This is a genomic window from Janthinobacterium lividum (assembly GCF_034424625.1).
Taxonomy (GTDB): Bacteria; Pseudomonadota; Gammaproteobacteria; order Burkholderiales; family Burkholderiaceae_D; genus Janthinobacterium; species Janthinobacterium lividum.
Window position 1 is genome coordinate 1,307,407 of sequence record NZ_CP139976.1, and the last position, 15,057, is coordinate 1,322,463.

A 15,057-nucleotide genomic window follows, 5' to 3' on the forward strand; every position below is an offset into this window, starting at 1 on the left:
GCATGAACCATCCTGCCACGCCCGAACTGCAAGCGGCCGCCTGGGCCGCCGTGGGCAAGCCCAGTCCGCATGAATCGGCGCAATTGCATGTGCTGGGGCAAGCCACATACACGGACGATATCGCCGAGTTGCAAGGTACCTTGCACGCGGCGCTGGGCCTGTCGCAAAAGCCCCATGCACGCATCACGGCCATGGATTTGTCGGCCGTGCGCAGTGCGAACGGTGTCGCCGCCGTCTACACGGCGCAGGACATTCCCGGCACCAATGACTGCGGCCCGATCATCCATGACGATCCCATCCTGGCTGCGGAACTGGTGCAATACGTGGGCCAGCCCATCTTCATCGTGGTGGCCGATACGCACGACCATGCGCGCCGCGCCGCCCGCCTGGCACAGGTATCGTACGAGGAATTGCCCGCGATCATGACGCCGCAAGCGGCCAAGGCCGCGCAATCATACGTGCTGCCGCCGATGCAGCTGACACGCGGCGATTATCAGGCGGCGTTCGAGAAGGCGCCGCATGTGGTCAAGGGCCAGCTGTATGTAGGTGGCCAGGAACAGTTTTATCTGGAAGGACAGATTTCCTACGCCATCCCGAAGGAAGCGCAAGGCATGCTGGTGCTGTGTTCGACCCAGCATCCGAGCGAGATGCAGCACGTGGTGGCGCATGCGCTGGGCGTGCATTCGCACAACATCACCGTCGAATGCCGGCGCATGGGCGGCGGTTTTGGCGGCAAGGAATCGCAGTCGGCCCTGTGGGCGGCGGCGGCATCGATTGCGGCGGCCAAACTGAGGCGACCCGTGAAATTGCGCGCCGACCGCGATGACGACATGCTGGTGACGGGCAAGCGCCACTGTTTCTACTATGAATACGAAGTGGGCTACGACGATGAGGGCAGGATACTTGCCGCCAAGGTCGATATGACCACGCGCGCCGGTTACTCGGCGGACTTGTCCGGCCCCGTCGCCACGCGCGCCGTCTGCCACTTCGACAACACATATTACCTGTCCGACGTGGATATCCGCGCCGCCTGCGGCAAGACGAATACCCAGTCGAACACGGCTTTCCGGGGCTTTGGCGGGCCGCAGGGCGCCATTGCCATCGAGTATGTGATCGATGAAATCGCCCGCCATTTGCAACGCGATGCGCTCGATATCCGCCTGCTCAATTTCTATGGGCGCAACGATACCGAGGGGCGCAATGTCACGCCGTATGGGCAGACCATCGTCGACAACGTCATCCACGATCTCGTCGCTGAGCTAGAGGAGAGCAGCGACTACCGCGCGCGCCGCCGCGCCATCGACGCCTTCAATGAGGCCAGCCCGATCCTGAAGAAGGGCCTGGCGTTCACGCCGCTGAAATTCGGCATCGCCTTCAACGTCACGCATCTGAACCAGGCCGGTGCCTTGGTCCACGTGTATGTGGATGGCTCCGTACTGGTCAACCATGGCGGCACGGAAATGGGGCAGGGCATCAATACCAAGGTGATGCAAGTGGTGGCGCACGAACTGGGGCTGGACCTGGAGCGCGTACGGGCCACGGCCACCGATACCAGCAAGGTGGCGAACACGTCGGCCACGGCGGCGTCCACCGGCGCCGACCTGAATGGCAAGGCGGCGCAGGATGCGGCGCGGCAGATCCGTGAACGCCTGGCCGATTACGCGGTCAAACTGTACGGCGGCGACGTTGCTGCAGTGCGCTTCTTCAATAACCATATCCACGTGCATGGCCATGTCGTCGCGTTTGCCGAGCTGGTGCAGAAGGCTTATCTGGCCCGGGTGCAACTGTGGTCGGACGGCTTTTATGCCACGCCTGGCCTGTCGTGGGATGCGAAGACGATGAAGGGCCATCCTTTTTCCTACTATGCGTATGGCGCGGCAGTGGCTGAAGTGGTGGTCGATACCTTGACGGGGGAATGGAAGCTGCTGCGTGCGGACGCCTTGTACGATGCTGGCCAGTCATTGAATCCCGCGATTGATCTGGGTCAGGTGGAAGGCGCATTTATCCAGGGCATGGGTTGGCTGACGACGGAGCAGCTGTGGTGGAACGCGGCGGGCAAGCTGATGACGCACGCGCCATCGACATACAAAATTCCCGGCATTTCCGATTGCCCCGAAGATTTTCGCGTCAAGCTGTTCCAGAACCGCAACGTGGAAGACAGCATCCACCGCTCGAAAGCCGTGGGCGAACCGCCGTTGCTGCTGCCGTTCTCCGTCTTCTTCGCCATTCGCGACGCCATTTCCAGCGTGGGCCATCACGCCGTGCAGCCACCGCTGAATGCCCCCGCTACCAGCGAGGAAATCCTCAAGGCGGTCATGGCCGTGCAAGCGGCGCATGCCGGCGCCTAGGAGCAGAGGATGAGCGACTGGCTGACAGCAATCGAGAATGACACGCAGGCATCCGTGCTGGTGACGGTCGCCCTGGTGGAAGGCTCGGGGCCGCGCGAGGCGGGCGCGAAGATGCGCGTCACCCTTGAAGGCCAGGCGGACACCATCGGTGGCGGCCACCTGGAATTGCGCGCCGTGGAAATCGCCAAGACCATGCTGGCCACGGCAGAGACCCATGCGCGGCTCGAGCGTTTTGCGCTGGGCCCCAGCCTGGGACAATGCTGCGGTGGCGTCGTCCACCTGGCGTTCGAGTATGTCGATGCCAGCTTGAACGAATTGCTGGCCGCCTTGCGCGAACGGCGCCAGCATGACAGCTGGAAAGTCACGGCGCTTGACGGCGATGCCGCGTCGGCCCTGTTCGATGCTGCCGGTAAACTGATTGCCGGCGCACCAGGCCAGGCACCCAATACGTTCGCGCGCGAACGCAGTACCCATGTCGCTCAGGATGGCAAGGGGCGGCGCTGGCTGGTCGACCCCTGCCTGGCGCCGCGCGCGCACCTGACCTTGTTTGGCGCCGGTCACGTGGGTGCCGCCATCGTGCGCGCGCTGGCTGATTTACCCTGCAATATCACCTGGGTTGATGAGCGCGAAGACATGTTTCCCCTGCAAATGCCGGATAACGTGCGCATCGCCGCCACCGACACGCCCGAGGAGTTTGTTGCCATGGCGCCGCCGGGCGGCAGTTTTCTCGTCATGACGCACAGCCATGCGCTCGATCAACACTTGACGCAAGCCATCATGGAACGCAAGGATGCGGGCTGGTTCGGCTTGATCGGTTCGCACACGAAACGCAAGCAATTCGAGCACCGCCTGCAGGCGCGCGGCGTACCGGATGAGCGCATTGCCGCCATGGTCTGTCCGATCGGCATGCCCGGCATCCGCAACAAGGCGCCGGCCGTGATCGCCGCTTCCGTTGCCTGTCAACTACTCATGGTGTGGGAGGAAGCGGCCGCGGCCGCCCTGGCCGCACCGCTGCGGCTGGCTACTGCCAGTGCGCCACCGCGACGCGAGAAACGCGCCGCCATTCACCCGTTATAGAAAGAAGTCATGCCGATAGTTCCTGCCACATTGCAAGCTTACCGTGCCAGCTTGCTGCACTTTCACGCCGATCCCGCTTTCACCGAGGAGGCGCACGCCTGGCATGCGGACGGCTTGCTGATCGTGGCCGACGGCAAGGTCGTGGCCGCTGGCGATTATGCATCGCTGCAACCGACTTTGCCGCCAGGTACCGAGATCGTCGATTACCGCGGCAAGCTGATCGTGCCCGGCTTTATCGACACGCATCTGCATTTTCCGCAGACGGAAATGATCGCCTCGCCTGCCCCGGGTTTGCTGCCATGGCTGGAGACGTACACCTTCCCTACCGAGCGCGCGTTTGAGAATCCCGAGCATGCGCGCAACGTGGCCGAGTTTTTCCTCGATGAACTGCTGCGCTGCGGCACCACCACGGCCATGGTGTATGGCAGCGTGCATCCGCAATCGGTCGATGCCTTCTTTGGCGCCAGCGATGCGCGCGGCTTGCGCATGGTGGCGGGCAAGGTCATGATGGACCGCAACTGTCCCGAGTTCCTGCGCGACACGGCCGAGTCGGGCGCGCGCGAAAGCGAAGAGCTGATCCGCCGCTGGCACAAGCACGGCCGCTCGCTGTATGCGATCACGCCCCGTTTCGTGCCGACATCCACGAATGAACAGATGCACTTGGCGGGCGAACTGGCGCGCGCCTATCCGGATACGTATTTGCAGACCCACGTATCGGAAAACGAGGATGAATGCCGCTGGGTGCGCGAACTGCATCCGCAGGCGCGCAGCTACCTCGATGTGTATGACCAGTACGGCATGCTGCGCCCGCGCGCCATGTTTGGCCACTGCATCTGGCTCGACGAGCACGACCGCGCACGCATGGCGGAAACGTCCTCGGCGGCTGCCATTTGTCCTACGTCAAACCTGTTCCTCGGTAGCGGCCTGTTCGATTTCGAGCGGGCCGATGCGGCGAAAGTGCTGCTGTCGCTGGCGACCGATGTGGGCGGCGGCACCTCGTTCTCGATGTTGCAAACCATGAACGAAGCCTATAAAGTAGCACGCTTGAAAGGCAGCTATCTGCCCGCCTTGCGCATGTTTTACCTGGCGACCTTGGGCGCCGCGCGCGCCATGCAGCTGGAAGGCACCCTCGGCAATTTTACGGCAGGCACGGAAGCGGATTTTATTGTGCTCGACAAGCAATCGACGCCGTTGCTCGAACGCCGCACGGCCGGCTGTCAAAGCCTGGAGGAATTGCTGTTTGCCTTTGCGCTGCTGGGCGACGACCGCGCCGTGGCCGCCACCTATTCAGGCGGGCAATGCGTGCATGTGCGGGGGCAGGGCTGACCTACCCGTTGTTCAACACGAATTATCCTGAGCGAGAACGCGAATGCACAAGAAACTCACTGGCCTGGCGCTTGGCGCCGCGCTGGCATTGACTGGAACGGCGCAGGCCGCCAAGGCGCAGGCCACCCCGTCTTCCAACGAAGCGGCCACCGCGCGCCATTTTGCCGCCCTGGTTGCCGGTGCGCAGCCGAAGACGGCCGAGTTGAGCCTGTTCTTTTCCATGATGCCCAAGGGCGGTGATCTACATCACCATTACTCGGGCGCCATTTACGCCGAGCAATTCCTCGACTGGGTCGACAAGGAAAACTATTGCGTCAACAAGACGACGTACCGCATCGAAAGCAACAAGGACGTCGTGGCGGCCGAGCGCGCCAAGCCGGCCGCGCAGCGTGGATGCCTGTCGTCCACGGAAGTGTTTGCCGATGCGGGCCTGTATGCGGAATTGCTGCAGCGCTGGTCGACCAAGGATTTCTATAATCACGGCGCCATCCAGACGCCGCCTGACCGTACCTTTTTTGATACCTTCGGCTATTTCGGTCCCGTGGCGTCGAGCAACACGGCTGACGGCTTGAAAACCCTGAAGCAGCGCGCCATCGCGGAAAACCTCAGCTACATCGAGACGATTTTCGAACTGTCGCCATTCGTGCAGAACGCGCAGTTCGACCAGCAGGTGCTGGCGCCGGGCTTGCAGCCGGCAGCATTGCAAGCCGTGCTGGCCAACTGGACAGGCAGCCTGGAGCAGGATGCCAGCTTCCAGAAAAGCATCACTGCCTACAACGACAACGTCAACGCCAGCAGCGCCGGCATCGACGATGCGAACTTCACCATGCGTTACCAGGCGTATGTGCTGCGTTTCCTGTCGCCATCGCAAGTGTTCTCGTCCATGGTGGCCGCGTTCAAGGCAGCGAGCCTGAATCCGCTGCTGGTGGGCGTGAACATCGTGGGCCAGGAAAGCGTGAACGTGTCGATGCGCGATTACAGCCTGCACATGGAAATGTTCAAGTTCCTCAAGGCAAAGTATCCAAACGTCAAGATCGCACTGCACGCCGGCGAGCTGGCGCTGGGCATGGTGCCGCCGGAAGGCATGACGTTCCATATCGCCGAAGCCGTCGATGTGGCAGGCGCCGACCGTATCGGTCACGGCATGGATATCGCGTACGAAAACAATGCGCTGGCAACCATGCAGAAAATGCGCGAGCGTAACATTCCCGTGGAAGTGAACCTGACCAGCAACGATTACATTCTCGGTATCAAAGGCCAGGCGCATCCGATCACCCTGTACCGCAAATATGGCGTGCCATTCGTGATTTCTACCGATGACGCAGGCGTATCGCGCAATACCTTGTCGAATGAATACGTGCTGTTTGCCAGCCAGTACAAGACGGATTATGCGGAAATCAAAAAGCTGTCCTACAACAGCCTGCGCTATTCCTTCTTGGCGGAAGCGGACAAGCAACGTTTGCTGAAAGCGCTCGATGCCCGTTTCACCCGTTTCGAAGCCTTGATCGCAAATAGTGATCGCAAAGCAACTGTTGTAAAACCGTAAAAGTATTTCATCTCTCTTCCTTGCCACGCGACCGCGACTAGCGGTCGCGTAACCTCCTGTTCTTCATAGTTACAAAACCCTCCTTTTATCCTTTTTGTTGTGCCTTTACGACAAAAAATGATGCGCTAGTAGTGCTTTCTTGCAATTATTTTCTGAAACAATTTCCAAGTCTTGCCGCTCATCTATAATTTCGCCCCGATGAGGTGAGCTTGCTCGGTTGATACAAAAAATGCGGCTTCCAGCGGTGATTTATATTTTTTATATATAAATTACTAAAAAAAAACGTATTTGTCAGCCTACAGACCTTAATGCATAGTTGGACGGCGAAGAATTGAATAAGTCATTTTTGATATCGCTTTTGTGACAATTCAGGATGTCTAGCGGCTCCTGTCACATTGCGGTCATATCCGTGTAATGGATTTGAAATATTCGATCTTTATACTGCCGTGTCTAGTTGGATAGTTTCCGTGTTTCACCACAATATAAGCAAGTCAAAATCTTGTAAGTTACAACACACTCTAGGGGGTTCAAATGCAGTTCATTCAACAACCAAAATTGCGACTAAGTATGATCGCAGTGGCATGCCAATTGGCTTGCTTCGGCATCTCCACTGCGCATGCGCAAACCGACGGCGAAGCCGCAAAAGTGGTCATTACCGCGAAAAAAACCGGTATGGGCCTGATGGTGACGGAAGATGCTCCAAAGGCACGCAGCACGATTACGGCAGAAGAACTGGAAAAGCAACGTCCAACGGGCAATGCGTACGAAGCCCTGGAGATGTTGCCAGCTGTTAATAGCTACAACTACGATGCAACTGGCCTGTTCGGCGGCGGCCTGACACTGCGCGGCTTTAACTCCGACCAGATCGGCGCCACGATCAATGGCGTGCCGGTGAATGACTCCGGTAGTTTTGCCATCTACCCACAAGAATATGTTGACCAGGAAAATACCTGCTCGCAAACCGTGACCCAGGGTTCGACCGATGCCGATTCGCCACAAGTGGGCGCCACCGGCGGCAACTTCGGTATCAACACCTGCAATCCTGAAGACAAGCACCGCCTGCGCATGATGCAGACCATCGGTCAACTGAACATGAAGAAAACCTTCGTGCGCGTCGACACCGGCCTGTTCTCGGACAAGCGCACCAAGATGTTCGTGTCCGCTTCGCATGCTGAAGCCGACAAATGGAAAGGCAAGGGCGGCGCCAAGCGCGACCATATCGATGCCGGCATCAACTACGACTGGGACCGTTTCAACTATATTCACGCCACCTTGCTGTACAACGAGGCGATGAACAACAACATCAATAACCTGACCTTGGCTGAAATCAACAAGAACGGTTATAACTTCGACTATGCCGATACCTTCAAAGGCCATCTGAAGCCGGTCAAAGGCACTGCCCAAGTGGAAACCACGCAGTCGCCAGCCTTCTACAAGCTGGGCATCAACCCGTTCAAGAATGCCATCGCATCGGCAACGGCCAAGTTCCGCCTGAACGAGAACCTGGACCTGAAAGTACTGCCATACATCTGGTACGGCTATGGTAATGGCGGCGTGCAACAGCGCGCCCAGTCGGAAAAAGCTTTCTATGACGCAGCCACTGGCATGCGTAATGGCACCGTGGACTTGAACGGTGACGGCGACACCCTCGACACCGTTCTGGTCGCTAACGCCAGCGTCACCAAGACCTTCCGCCCAGGCGTGACCGCGTCGCTGAACTGGTCGTCCGGTAACCACGATGTGCTCGGTGGCTTCTGGTACGAGCGCGCTCGCCATCAGCAAACGGGCCCGATGCTGGCATTGAGCAATGATGGTATCTCGCAAGATCCTTGGCTGCAAAACGGCCAGATCCTGCGTCCGGATGGCACGCCAGCGCAAAGCCGTAACTGGATGTCGATTTCGACCGCTTATCAGTTCTTCCTGCAAGACACGATCAGCCTGAACGATGACAAGCTGAAGATCAATATCGGCGTACGTAGCCCGAACGTGAAGCGTGACTTCACCAACTACGGCGACGAAAACAACAACGTCAAGCCGTACAACCTGATCAAGAAATACAACACCCTGCTGCCGCAACTGGGTGCCCGTTACCGCATCACCAACGACGATCAATTGTTCATTTCGGTCGCCAAAAACGTCAAAGCACCACCTAACTTCGTGTTCGGCAACATCGGCACCAGCGTGAAAGTGGTCAATGGCGTTGCCAACTTTGTTGGTGATGTGAAACAAGAATCGTCGTGGAATACCGATATCGGCTATCGCCACCAGGATGACAAGTTCATCGCTTCGGTGACGGCGTTCTTCGTCGACTTCAAGGACCGCCAGGCAACCACCTTCGATCCAATCACGCAGTCGAGCAGCTACACCAACGTGGGCCGCGTCAGCAACAAAGGTCTGGAATTTGAAATCGGCAATACGCCGATCAATGGCTGGGCAATGTACGGTTCGCTGGGTTTCAATAACAGCAAAATCAAGGACGACATGCTGTCCGCGACGAATGTGTACCTGCCGACTGCTGGCAAGGAAATGATCAACACGCCGAAGAAGAAAGCCGGCCTGTCGATCGAGTACCAGAATGGTTCGTTCTGGACCCGCGTGAAAGCGCGCGCCACCGGCCAGCAGCAAGCATCGATGGTCAATGATGAAACGGCACCAGGCTACACCACCTTCGGTATCGATGGCGGCTACACCTTTGCCAACTTCGGTTACATCAAGCGTCCCAAGCTGACATTTAACCTGAGCAACATCACGGACAAGCAGTACCGCAATCCGTCCTCGACCACCGTCAAGAACACCCAGCCTATCGCTGGCGTGACGACGTCGGTTGATACCCAGCGTTACTACCTGGGCGCACCACGCTTCGTATCGGTCACCCTGTCGATCGATATCTAATCGACGCTGACGCGCAGCCTGCAGGCCAGGCTGCGCGCGATGTGTTGCAACGGGCCTCAGGGCCCGTTTTTCTTTTCTGGCGGCGTTGTGCAGCCGGACCTTGTTTAACCCGTTTGCGCAATGCCGTACCCCGGCCGTTGCGCTATGCTGCGAAGCCTATGAAAACACTGCCCTTATCCCTGATCGCGGTGGCCATCGCCGCCGCCATGACCGGTTGCGCCACCCATCCCGTGGCGCCCGTCGATATCAACCTGGTCGCCCTGAACGATTTTCACGGCAACCTCGACCGCAGCAAATTTACCTACACGAGCGTTGCCGATGCCGAGCGCAAGACGGTGCAGGCCGGCGGCATCGATACCTTGTCCGGCGCATTGACGGCGTGGCGGCGCGAAGATGCGCAGCTGATCTTTGTCGGCAATGGCGACCTGGTCGGCGCCAGTCCCGCCATGTCGGCGCTGTGGGCGGACGAGCCGAGCATCGTCGCCATGAACATGCTGGGCATGAAGGCCAGTTCCGTAGGCAACCATGAATTTGACCAGGGCAAGGCGGAATTGCTGCGCCAGCAGCGCGGCGGCTGTGAATCATCGCGCGCCGACAAGGCTTGCAAATTCACGCCGGACTTCAAGGGCGCCAGCTATACCTATATGGCGGCCAATGTCATCGACACGCAAACGGGCAAGTCCCTGTTGCCCGCCTACCGCATCGAAGAGGCGCATGGCGTCAAGGTGGGCCTGATCGGCGCCGTGCTGAAGGATACGCCGTCCGTAGTGACGGCCGCCGGCATTGCCGGCCTGCAGTTTGGCGATGAAGCGGACGCCATCAACGCCACCTTGCCGCAACTGCGCGCGCAGGGCGTGGGCGTGTTCGTGGTGCTGCTGCACCAGGGCGGCGAGACCAAGGAAGCCGTCGACCGGCCCGACTGCAGCCATCTGAAGGGCGAAGTGGTGGATGTCGTGAAACGTCTCGACCCGGCGATTCAGCTGGTCATCAGCGGCCATTCGCACCAGGGTTATCTGTGCCGTGTCGATGGCCGCCTGGTGACCCAGGCGCAGATGGGCGGACACATGCTGACGCGCATCAAGCTCAAGGTCGATCCCGTCAAGAATGCGGTGATCGATGCCAGCGCGCAAAACGTCGTCATGCTGCCAGGCATGTATGAGCCGGACCCGGCCGTGGCAGCCTACCTGGAATCGGTCAAGCAGCGCAGTGCGGCTGAATTGTCGCGTCCCGTGGCCAGTATCGCCGTGCCGAACGTGGGCCGCAGCACCAAGGGCGGCGGCGCTTCCCCGCTGGGCGACCTGGTGGCCGACAGCACCCTGTTCGGCGCGCGCGCTGCCGGTGCGCAAATCGGCCTGATGAATAATGGCGGCATCCGCAAGGACCTGGAAGCTGGTGCCGACCTGATGACGAACGCGGGCCAGAACCAGGCCGTGGTACCGTTCGGCAATACCCTGATCGTCGTGAGTCTTTCCGGCGCGCAAATCCGTACCTTGCTCGAGCAGCAATGGCCGGGCGAAGAGGCAGGCGAGGGCAACCTGTTGCAAGTGTCCGAAGGTTTTAGTTACCGCTGGGACAGCACGCGGCCGCAGGGCCAGCGCGTGCTGCCGGGCAGCATCATGCTCAATGGCAGCCCTCTTGAAGACAATCAACAATACCGTGTCGCCGCCAACAGTTTCCTGGCCGGCGGCGGCGACCGTTTCACGGTGCTGGCGGCCGGCACGCGCCGGCTCGACACGGGCGTGCGCGACATCGACGCCTTCAGCAATTACCTGATCGACCGTGCGCGCGTCGGCAAACCGGCTGGCAGCGCCACGGCGGCCGGCCGCATCGTGCGCGTCCAATAATCTTTACAAGGAAAAACCATGCGTCGTTTATTTGTTTCCCTGCTCGTCACTACCCTGTTCGCGGGCACGGCCCACGCGGATTTCACCATTCCCGGCTTTGAGCTGGTGCACACTTCGCCCGTGGAAACGAGCTTGGCGAATCCCGACCTGCGCGAACCCGTCGCCGTGTGGAGCGAGCTGTTTGATTCGGCCAAGAAAGAAATCGTCATCGCCCAGTTCTACGCCGTCAGCAAGCCGGGCACGGCTTTTGAAAAGGTGCTGGCCAGCCTGACGGCCGCCGGCCAGCGCGGCGTGAAGATCCGTTTCCTGCTGGACCAGAAGGGCGTGGGCCTGTCGGAAGCGGCCACCATCACCTGGATCAAGGCGATTCCGAACCTGGACTTGCGCCTCATCGACTTCAATAAAATCACGGGCAACGGCATCGTGCATGCGAAATACCTGGCCGTCGATGGCCAGGTGGCGTACATCGGCAGCCAGAATTTCGACTGGCGCTCGTTCGAGCACATCCATGAGACGGGCTTGAAGATCACGGATCCGGCCATGGTGAGCCAGGTGCAAGCCATTTTCGAGCAGGATTGGCAGGCGCAGGCATTGACGTCGCAAGGCAGCCGCGCCACGGTGCTCAACAGCAAGGTCGTGCCGGCCAATTACGCGCAAAACGCTTTCCTGCTGGCCAGCCCGAATGCGTACAACCCGGCCGGTGTGGGCGACTCGGAAACAGGCTTGCCCGCCTTGTTGGCGGAAGCGAAAAGCGAAGTGCGCATCCAGCTGCTCGATTATGCGCCGCTGTCCTACGGCCCGAACCGCACGCGTCCGTACTACGCCGTGATCGACAACGCCGTGCGCGCAGCCGCCCAGCGCGGCGTGAAAATCAAGCTGATGGTGTCCGCCTGGAACACGGAAGCGCCGGCCATCGCCTACCTGAAAAGCCTGGCCCTGGTGCCGAACGTGGAAATCCGCATCGTGACGATACCCACGGCGTCGACGGGTTTTATCCCGTTCGCGCGCGTGATCCACAGCAAGACCATGAGCATCGACGGCAAGCTGGCCTGGGTCGGCACGAGCAACTGGGCAGGCGGTTATTTCGACTTGTCGCGCAACCTGGAAGTGGTGCTGCGCAACGAACAGATGGCGCAGCGCATTGCCGCGCTGCATGAGCAGACGTGGAGCTCGGCGTATGCGCAGCCCATCGACATCAACAAGCAGTATCCGAAACCAGCCAAGGCCGCGCCGCAAGGCAAGGAGTGAACATGAAAAAATTACTGTGCGTGCTGGCGCTGGGTGCCGCTTTCGCTTCCGGCAATGTGCTGGCGTGGGGTAATGACGGCCACCGCGCCGTGGGCGCCATTGCCGATCAATTGCTCAAGGGTAGCGCGGCCCAGGCACAGGTGGCCAAGTTGCTGTTGCCTGGCGAAAGCCTGGAAAAGATCGCCAACTGGCCCGATTGCGTGAAGGGCACGTATTGCGGTCCGCAATCGCCGGAAATGCTGAGCTATGTGGCGGCGAATCCGAAACATGGCGAATACCATTACACGAATGTGCCGTTCCAGAACGCGCACTACCATGACCATGGCGTAGGCACGGCCGACGACGATATCGTGCAAACGCTCAAGCAGGCGATCCTGGTGTTGCAAGGCAAGGCTGACGCGGCCAGCAATCCGCACGGCTTCAGCCAGCGCGAAGCCCTGATCCTGATCACGCACCTGGTAGGCGATATCCATCAGCCACTGCATGTTGGCAATGCGTTTCTCGGCAAGGATGGCCAGTTCTTTGTGCCCGCCACGCAGGCGCAGATCGACGACATCGCCATTTTCAATGCGCGCGGCGGCAACGATTTGCTGCTCGACGATGCGAAGATGACGGCGCTGTCCGATGCCGTGATTCCCGCGCCGCTGCCGGCGGAAGAGGGCACGGCCAAGCCAGCCAGCGCGTATCCGAAGTCGCCCACCAAGCCCCTGCATTCGTACTGGGACACGACCGTGGTCGACTATGCCATGCGCCGCCTGAGCACGTGCACGCCGCAGCAGTTCGCCCGCACGGTGATCGCCAGCGCGCCTGTGGTGAGCGCCAATAGCGGCGACCCCGCCACCTGGCCGTATCAGTGGGCCGATGCCTCGCTGGCGGCGTCAAAGATTGCTTTCACGGACGTGGTGGCTGGCCCTGCCACGCAGCAGACCAGCCGCAAGGGCGAGGTCTACAACGTCTGGACCTTGACGGTGCCCGATAATTATCCGGTGCCCAGCTCGGCGCTGGCGAAGCAGCAGCTGATCGAGGGCGGCTATCACCTGGCGGCCGTGCTGCAGGCGATCTGGCCGCAGTAAGATGGCATTCGAAAGCGGCCTGCGGGCCGCTTTTTTCATGCCAGGATGACGGCGATTCCCATCTCGCGGTAGGGCGCGACCAGCGCATCATCCACGTCGCGGTGCACGATGATGTCGTTGACCTGGCTCAAGGGGGCGATCTGGAACGGCGAGGCCGTATTGAACTTTTCCGGCGAAGCCAGCACGACAGTGCGGCTTGACGCCGCGCTCAGTGCGCGCTTCACGCATGCTTCCTCATAATCGCCGGTGGTGATGCCCGCTTGCGGATGCAGGCTGGACACGCCCATGAAATACAGGTCGGCGCGGATGCGGCCGATGGCTTCCACGGTCGCCGCGCCGACGCCCACGATCGAGTGTTTGTACAGGCGCCCGCCCAGCATCAGCACTTCGATCGATGGGTGATTCACCAGTTCGACGGCAATCGACGGGCTGTGCGTGACGATGGTGGCGCGCAAGTCGCGCGGCAGCTGGCGCGCCAGCTGCACGACGGTCGTGCCGCCATCGAGGAATACCACTTGTCCCGTTTGTATCATGGCGCCCGCCGCGCGGCCGATGGCGGGCTTGGCTTCGGGGGAGATCTGTTCGCGTCCCGCAAACGGCGCCAGCGCGGGCGAGCGCGGCAGCAAGGGCAGGGCGCCGCCATGCACACGCTCCAATAGTCCTTCTTTTGCCAGCTCGCGCAGGTCGCGCCGTATCGTGTCTTCCGACAAGCCCAGGCTATCGCTGACGGCCTTGGCGACGATCTGCCCTTCGCGCTGGAGCAAATCCAGCAGATATTGTTTGCGTTGATGTGTCAGCATGGTTTTTCTTGTTAATTCTTGATATTGCACGAGTTTGCATGATAAAGTCGGAAAATACAAGCACAAGGAGACGATATGCGCGAAGACAATTTGGGGCAGGAGAGGGTACGCATCCAGCAGGTGCAGACCCTGTCGCACGACTGGTATCTATTGCAAAAGACCACGTTCGACTATCTGCGCCACGATGGCGAATGGCAGACGCAGACGCGGGAAACCTATGACCGCGGCGATGGCGCCACCATCCTGCTTTACAACAAGGTAAAACGCACGGTGATTTTGATCCGCCAGTTCCGTTTTCCCACCTACCGCGAAGGTCACGACGGTTTCCTCATCGAATCAGCGGCCGGCTTGCTGGAAGAAGCCAGTGCTGAAGAGCGCATCCGCGCCGAGGTGGAAGAGGAAACCGGTTACCGGGTGGGGCAGGTGCAAAAGATATTCCAGGCTTTCATGAGTCCTGGTTCCGTGACGGAACGCCTGCATTTCTTTGTCGGCGAATATGATCCGGCCAGTCGCATCGGCGACGGCGGCGGTCTGGCGCACGAGGGCGAGGATATCGAAGTGCTGGAACTGCCCCTCGCGCAGGCGCTGCAGATGGTGGCCGATGGGCGCATCTGCGATGGCAAGACCATCATGCTGCTGCAGCATGCGCAATTGCAACTGATGCCGGTGAATCAGGGCATGCAGATACTGGTTGCCGGCCCCTACCGTTCAGGCACGGGCGACGATCCGCTCTTGATGCAGCGCAATGTGGACGCCATGCAAGCCGTCTGCCTGCCCCTGTATGCCAAGGGACACATGCCCGTGCTCGGTGAATGGCTGGCCTTGCCCATGCTGGCGCTGGCCGGTTCCACCCGGGTGGGCGACGCCGTGTATGAAGAGTTGTTCCACGCGCATGCGACGCGT

Annotated in this window: 9 protein-coding genes and 1 pseudogene; 9 read left to right on the forward strand and 1 reads right to left on the reverse strand. The window is 60.2% G+C overall.

Annotation, left to right across the window (positions count from 1 at the left end; translation table 11 throughout):
* The first annotated feature begins 2 nt into the window (after positions 1 to 2).
* From xdhB to U0004_RS05970, 8 genes are all read left to right on the forward strand, one after another.
* On the forward strand, positions 3 to 2,348 hold the full coding sequence (gene xdhB / locus U0004_RS05935; RefSeq protein ID WP_070260181.1) for a xanthine dehydrogenase molybdopterin binding subunit: 2,346 nt from the start codon (positions 3 to 5) through the stop codon (positions 2,346 to 2,348).
* A gap of 9 nt (positions 2,349 to 2,357) precedes the next feature.
* Positions 2,358 to 3,425 (forward strand): xanthine dehydrogenase accessory protein XdhC, encoded by a 1,068-nt coding sequence (gene xdhC / locus U0004_RS05940; protein WP_070260179.1) that lies wholly within the window; start codon positions 2,358 to 2,360, stop codon positions 3,423 to 3,425.
* A 9-nt stretch (positions 3,426 to 3,434) separates the two neighbouring features.
* The gene (gene guaD / locus U0004_RS05945) at positions 3,435 to 4,751 is read left to right on the forward strand and encodes a guanine deaminase (protein WP_070260177.1); all 1,317 of its coding nucleotides are present in this window, start codon (positions 3,435 to 3,437) and stop codon (positions 4,749 to 4,751) included.
* A 43-nt stretch (positions 4,752 to 4,794) separates the two neighbouring features.
* The gene (locus U0004_RS05950) at positions 4,795 to 6,297 is read left to right on the forward strand and encodes an adenosine deaminase family protein (RefSeq protein WP_070260175.1); all 1,503 of its coding nucleotides are present in this window, start codon (positions 4,795 to 4,797) and stop codon (positions 6,295 to 6,297) included.
* A 567-nt stretch (positions 6,298 to 6,864) separates the two neighbouring features.
* Complete coding sequence (locus U0004_RS05955) at positions 6,865 to 9,189, forward strand: TonB-dependent receptor (protein ID WP_230522256.1); 2,325 nt, start codon at positions 6,865 to 6,867, stop codon at positions 9,187 to 9,189.
* Between the two features lie 158 nt (positions 9,190 to 9,347).
* Positions 9,348 to 11,033, forward strand: a complete 1,686-nt coding sequence (locus U0004_RS05960; protein WP_070260173.1) for a bifunctional metallophosphatase/5'-nucleotidase — start codon at positions 9,348 to 9,350, stop codon at positions 11,031 to 11,033.
* A gap of 18 nt (positions 11,034 to 11,051) precedes the next feature.
* Complete coding sequence (locus U0004_RS05965) at positions 11,052 to 12,281, forward strand: phospholipase D-like domain-containing protein (RefSeq protein WP_070260171.1); 1,230 nt, start codon at positions 11,052 to 11,054, stop codon at positions 12,279 to 12,281.
* Between the two features lie 2 nt (positions 12,282 to 12,283).
* On the forward strand, positions 12,284 to 13,354 hold the full coding sequence (locus U0004_RS05970) for a S1/P1 nuclease (RefSeq protein ID WP_070260168.1): 1,071 nt from the start codon (positions 12,284 to 12,286) through the stop codon (positions 13,352 to 13,354).
* Between the two features lie 35 nt (positions 13,355 to 13,389).
* On the opposite strand, the gene U0004_RS05975 is transcribed toward U0004_RS05970, so the two are convergent.
* Positions 13,390 to 14,154, reverse strand: a complete 765-nt coding sequence (locus U0004_RS05975) for a DeoR/GlpR family DNA-binding transcription regulator (protein ID WP_070260166.1) — start codon at positions 14,152 to 14,154, stop codon at positions 13,390 to 13,392.
* Positions 14,155 to 14,229: 75 nt separating this feature from the next.
* Between U0004_RS05975 and U0004_RS30090 the strand changes: the two are divergent.
* Positions 14,230 to 14,814 (forward strand): annotated as a pseudogene (locus U0004_RS30090) (NUDIX domain-containing protein); the annotation flags it as partial.
* Positions 14,815 to 15,057 lie beyond the last annotated feature (243 nt).

Bases quoted from the DNA above. Each gene is read 5' to 3' on its own strand.
- U0004_RS05970 (WP_070260168.1), top strand. From the start codon at position 12,284: ATGAAAAAATTACTGTGCGTGCTGGCGCTGGGTGCCGCTTTCGCTTCC.
- xdhC (WP_070260179.1), top strand. From the start codon at position 2,358: ATGAGCGACTGGCTGACAGCAATCGAGAATGACACGCAGGCATCCGTG.
- U0004_RS05975 (WP_070260166.1), bottom strand. From the start codon at position 14,154: ATGCTGACACATCAACGCAAACAATATCTGCTGGATTTGCTCCAGCGC.
- U0004_RS05955 (WP_230522256.1), top strand. From the start codon at position 6,865: ATGATCGCAGTGGCATGCCAATTGGCTTGCTTCGGCATCTCCACTGCG.
- xdhB (WP_070260181.1), top strand. From the start codon at position 3: ATGAACCATCCTGCCACGCCCGAACTGCAAGCGGCCGCCTGGGCCGCC.
- U0004_RS05965 (WP_070260171.1), top strand. From the start codon at position 11,052: ATGCGTCGTTTATTTGTTTCCCTGCTCGTCACTACCCTGTTCGCGGGC.
- guaD (WP_070260177.1), top strand. From the start codon at position 3,435: ATGCCGATAGTTCCTGCCACATTGCAAGCTTACCGTGCCAGCTTGCTG.
- U0004_RS05950 (WP_070260175.1), top strand. From the start codon at position 4,795: ATGCACAAGAAACTCACTGGCCTGGCGCTTGGCGCCGCGCTGGCATTG.
- U0004_RS05960 (WP_070260173.1), top strand. From the start codon at position 9,348: ATGAAAACACTGCCCTTATCCCTGATCGCGGTGGCCATCGCCGCCGCC.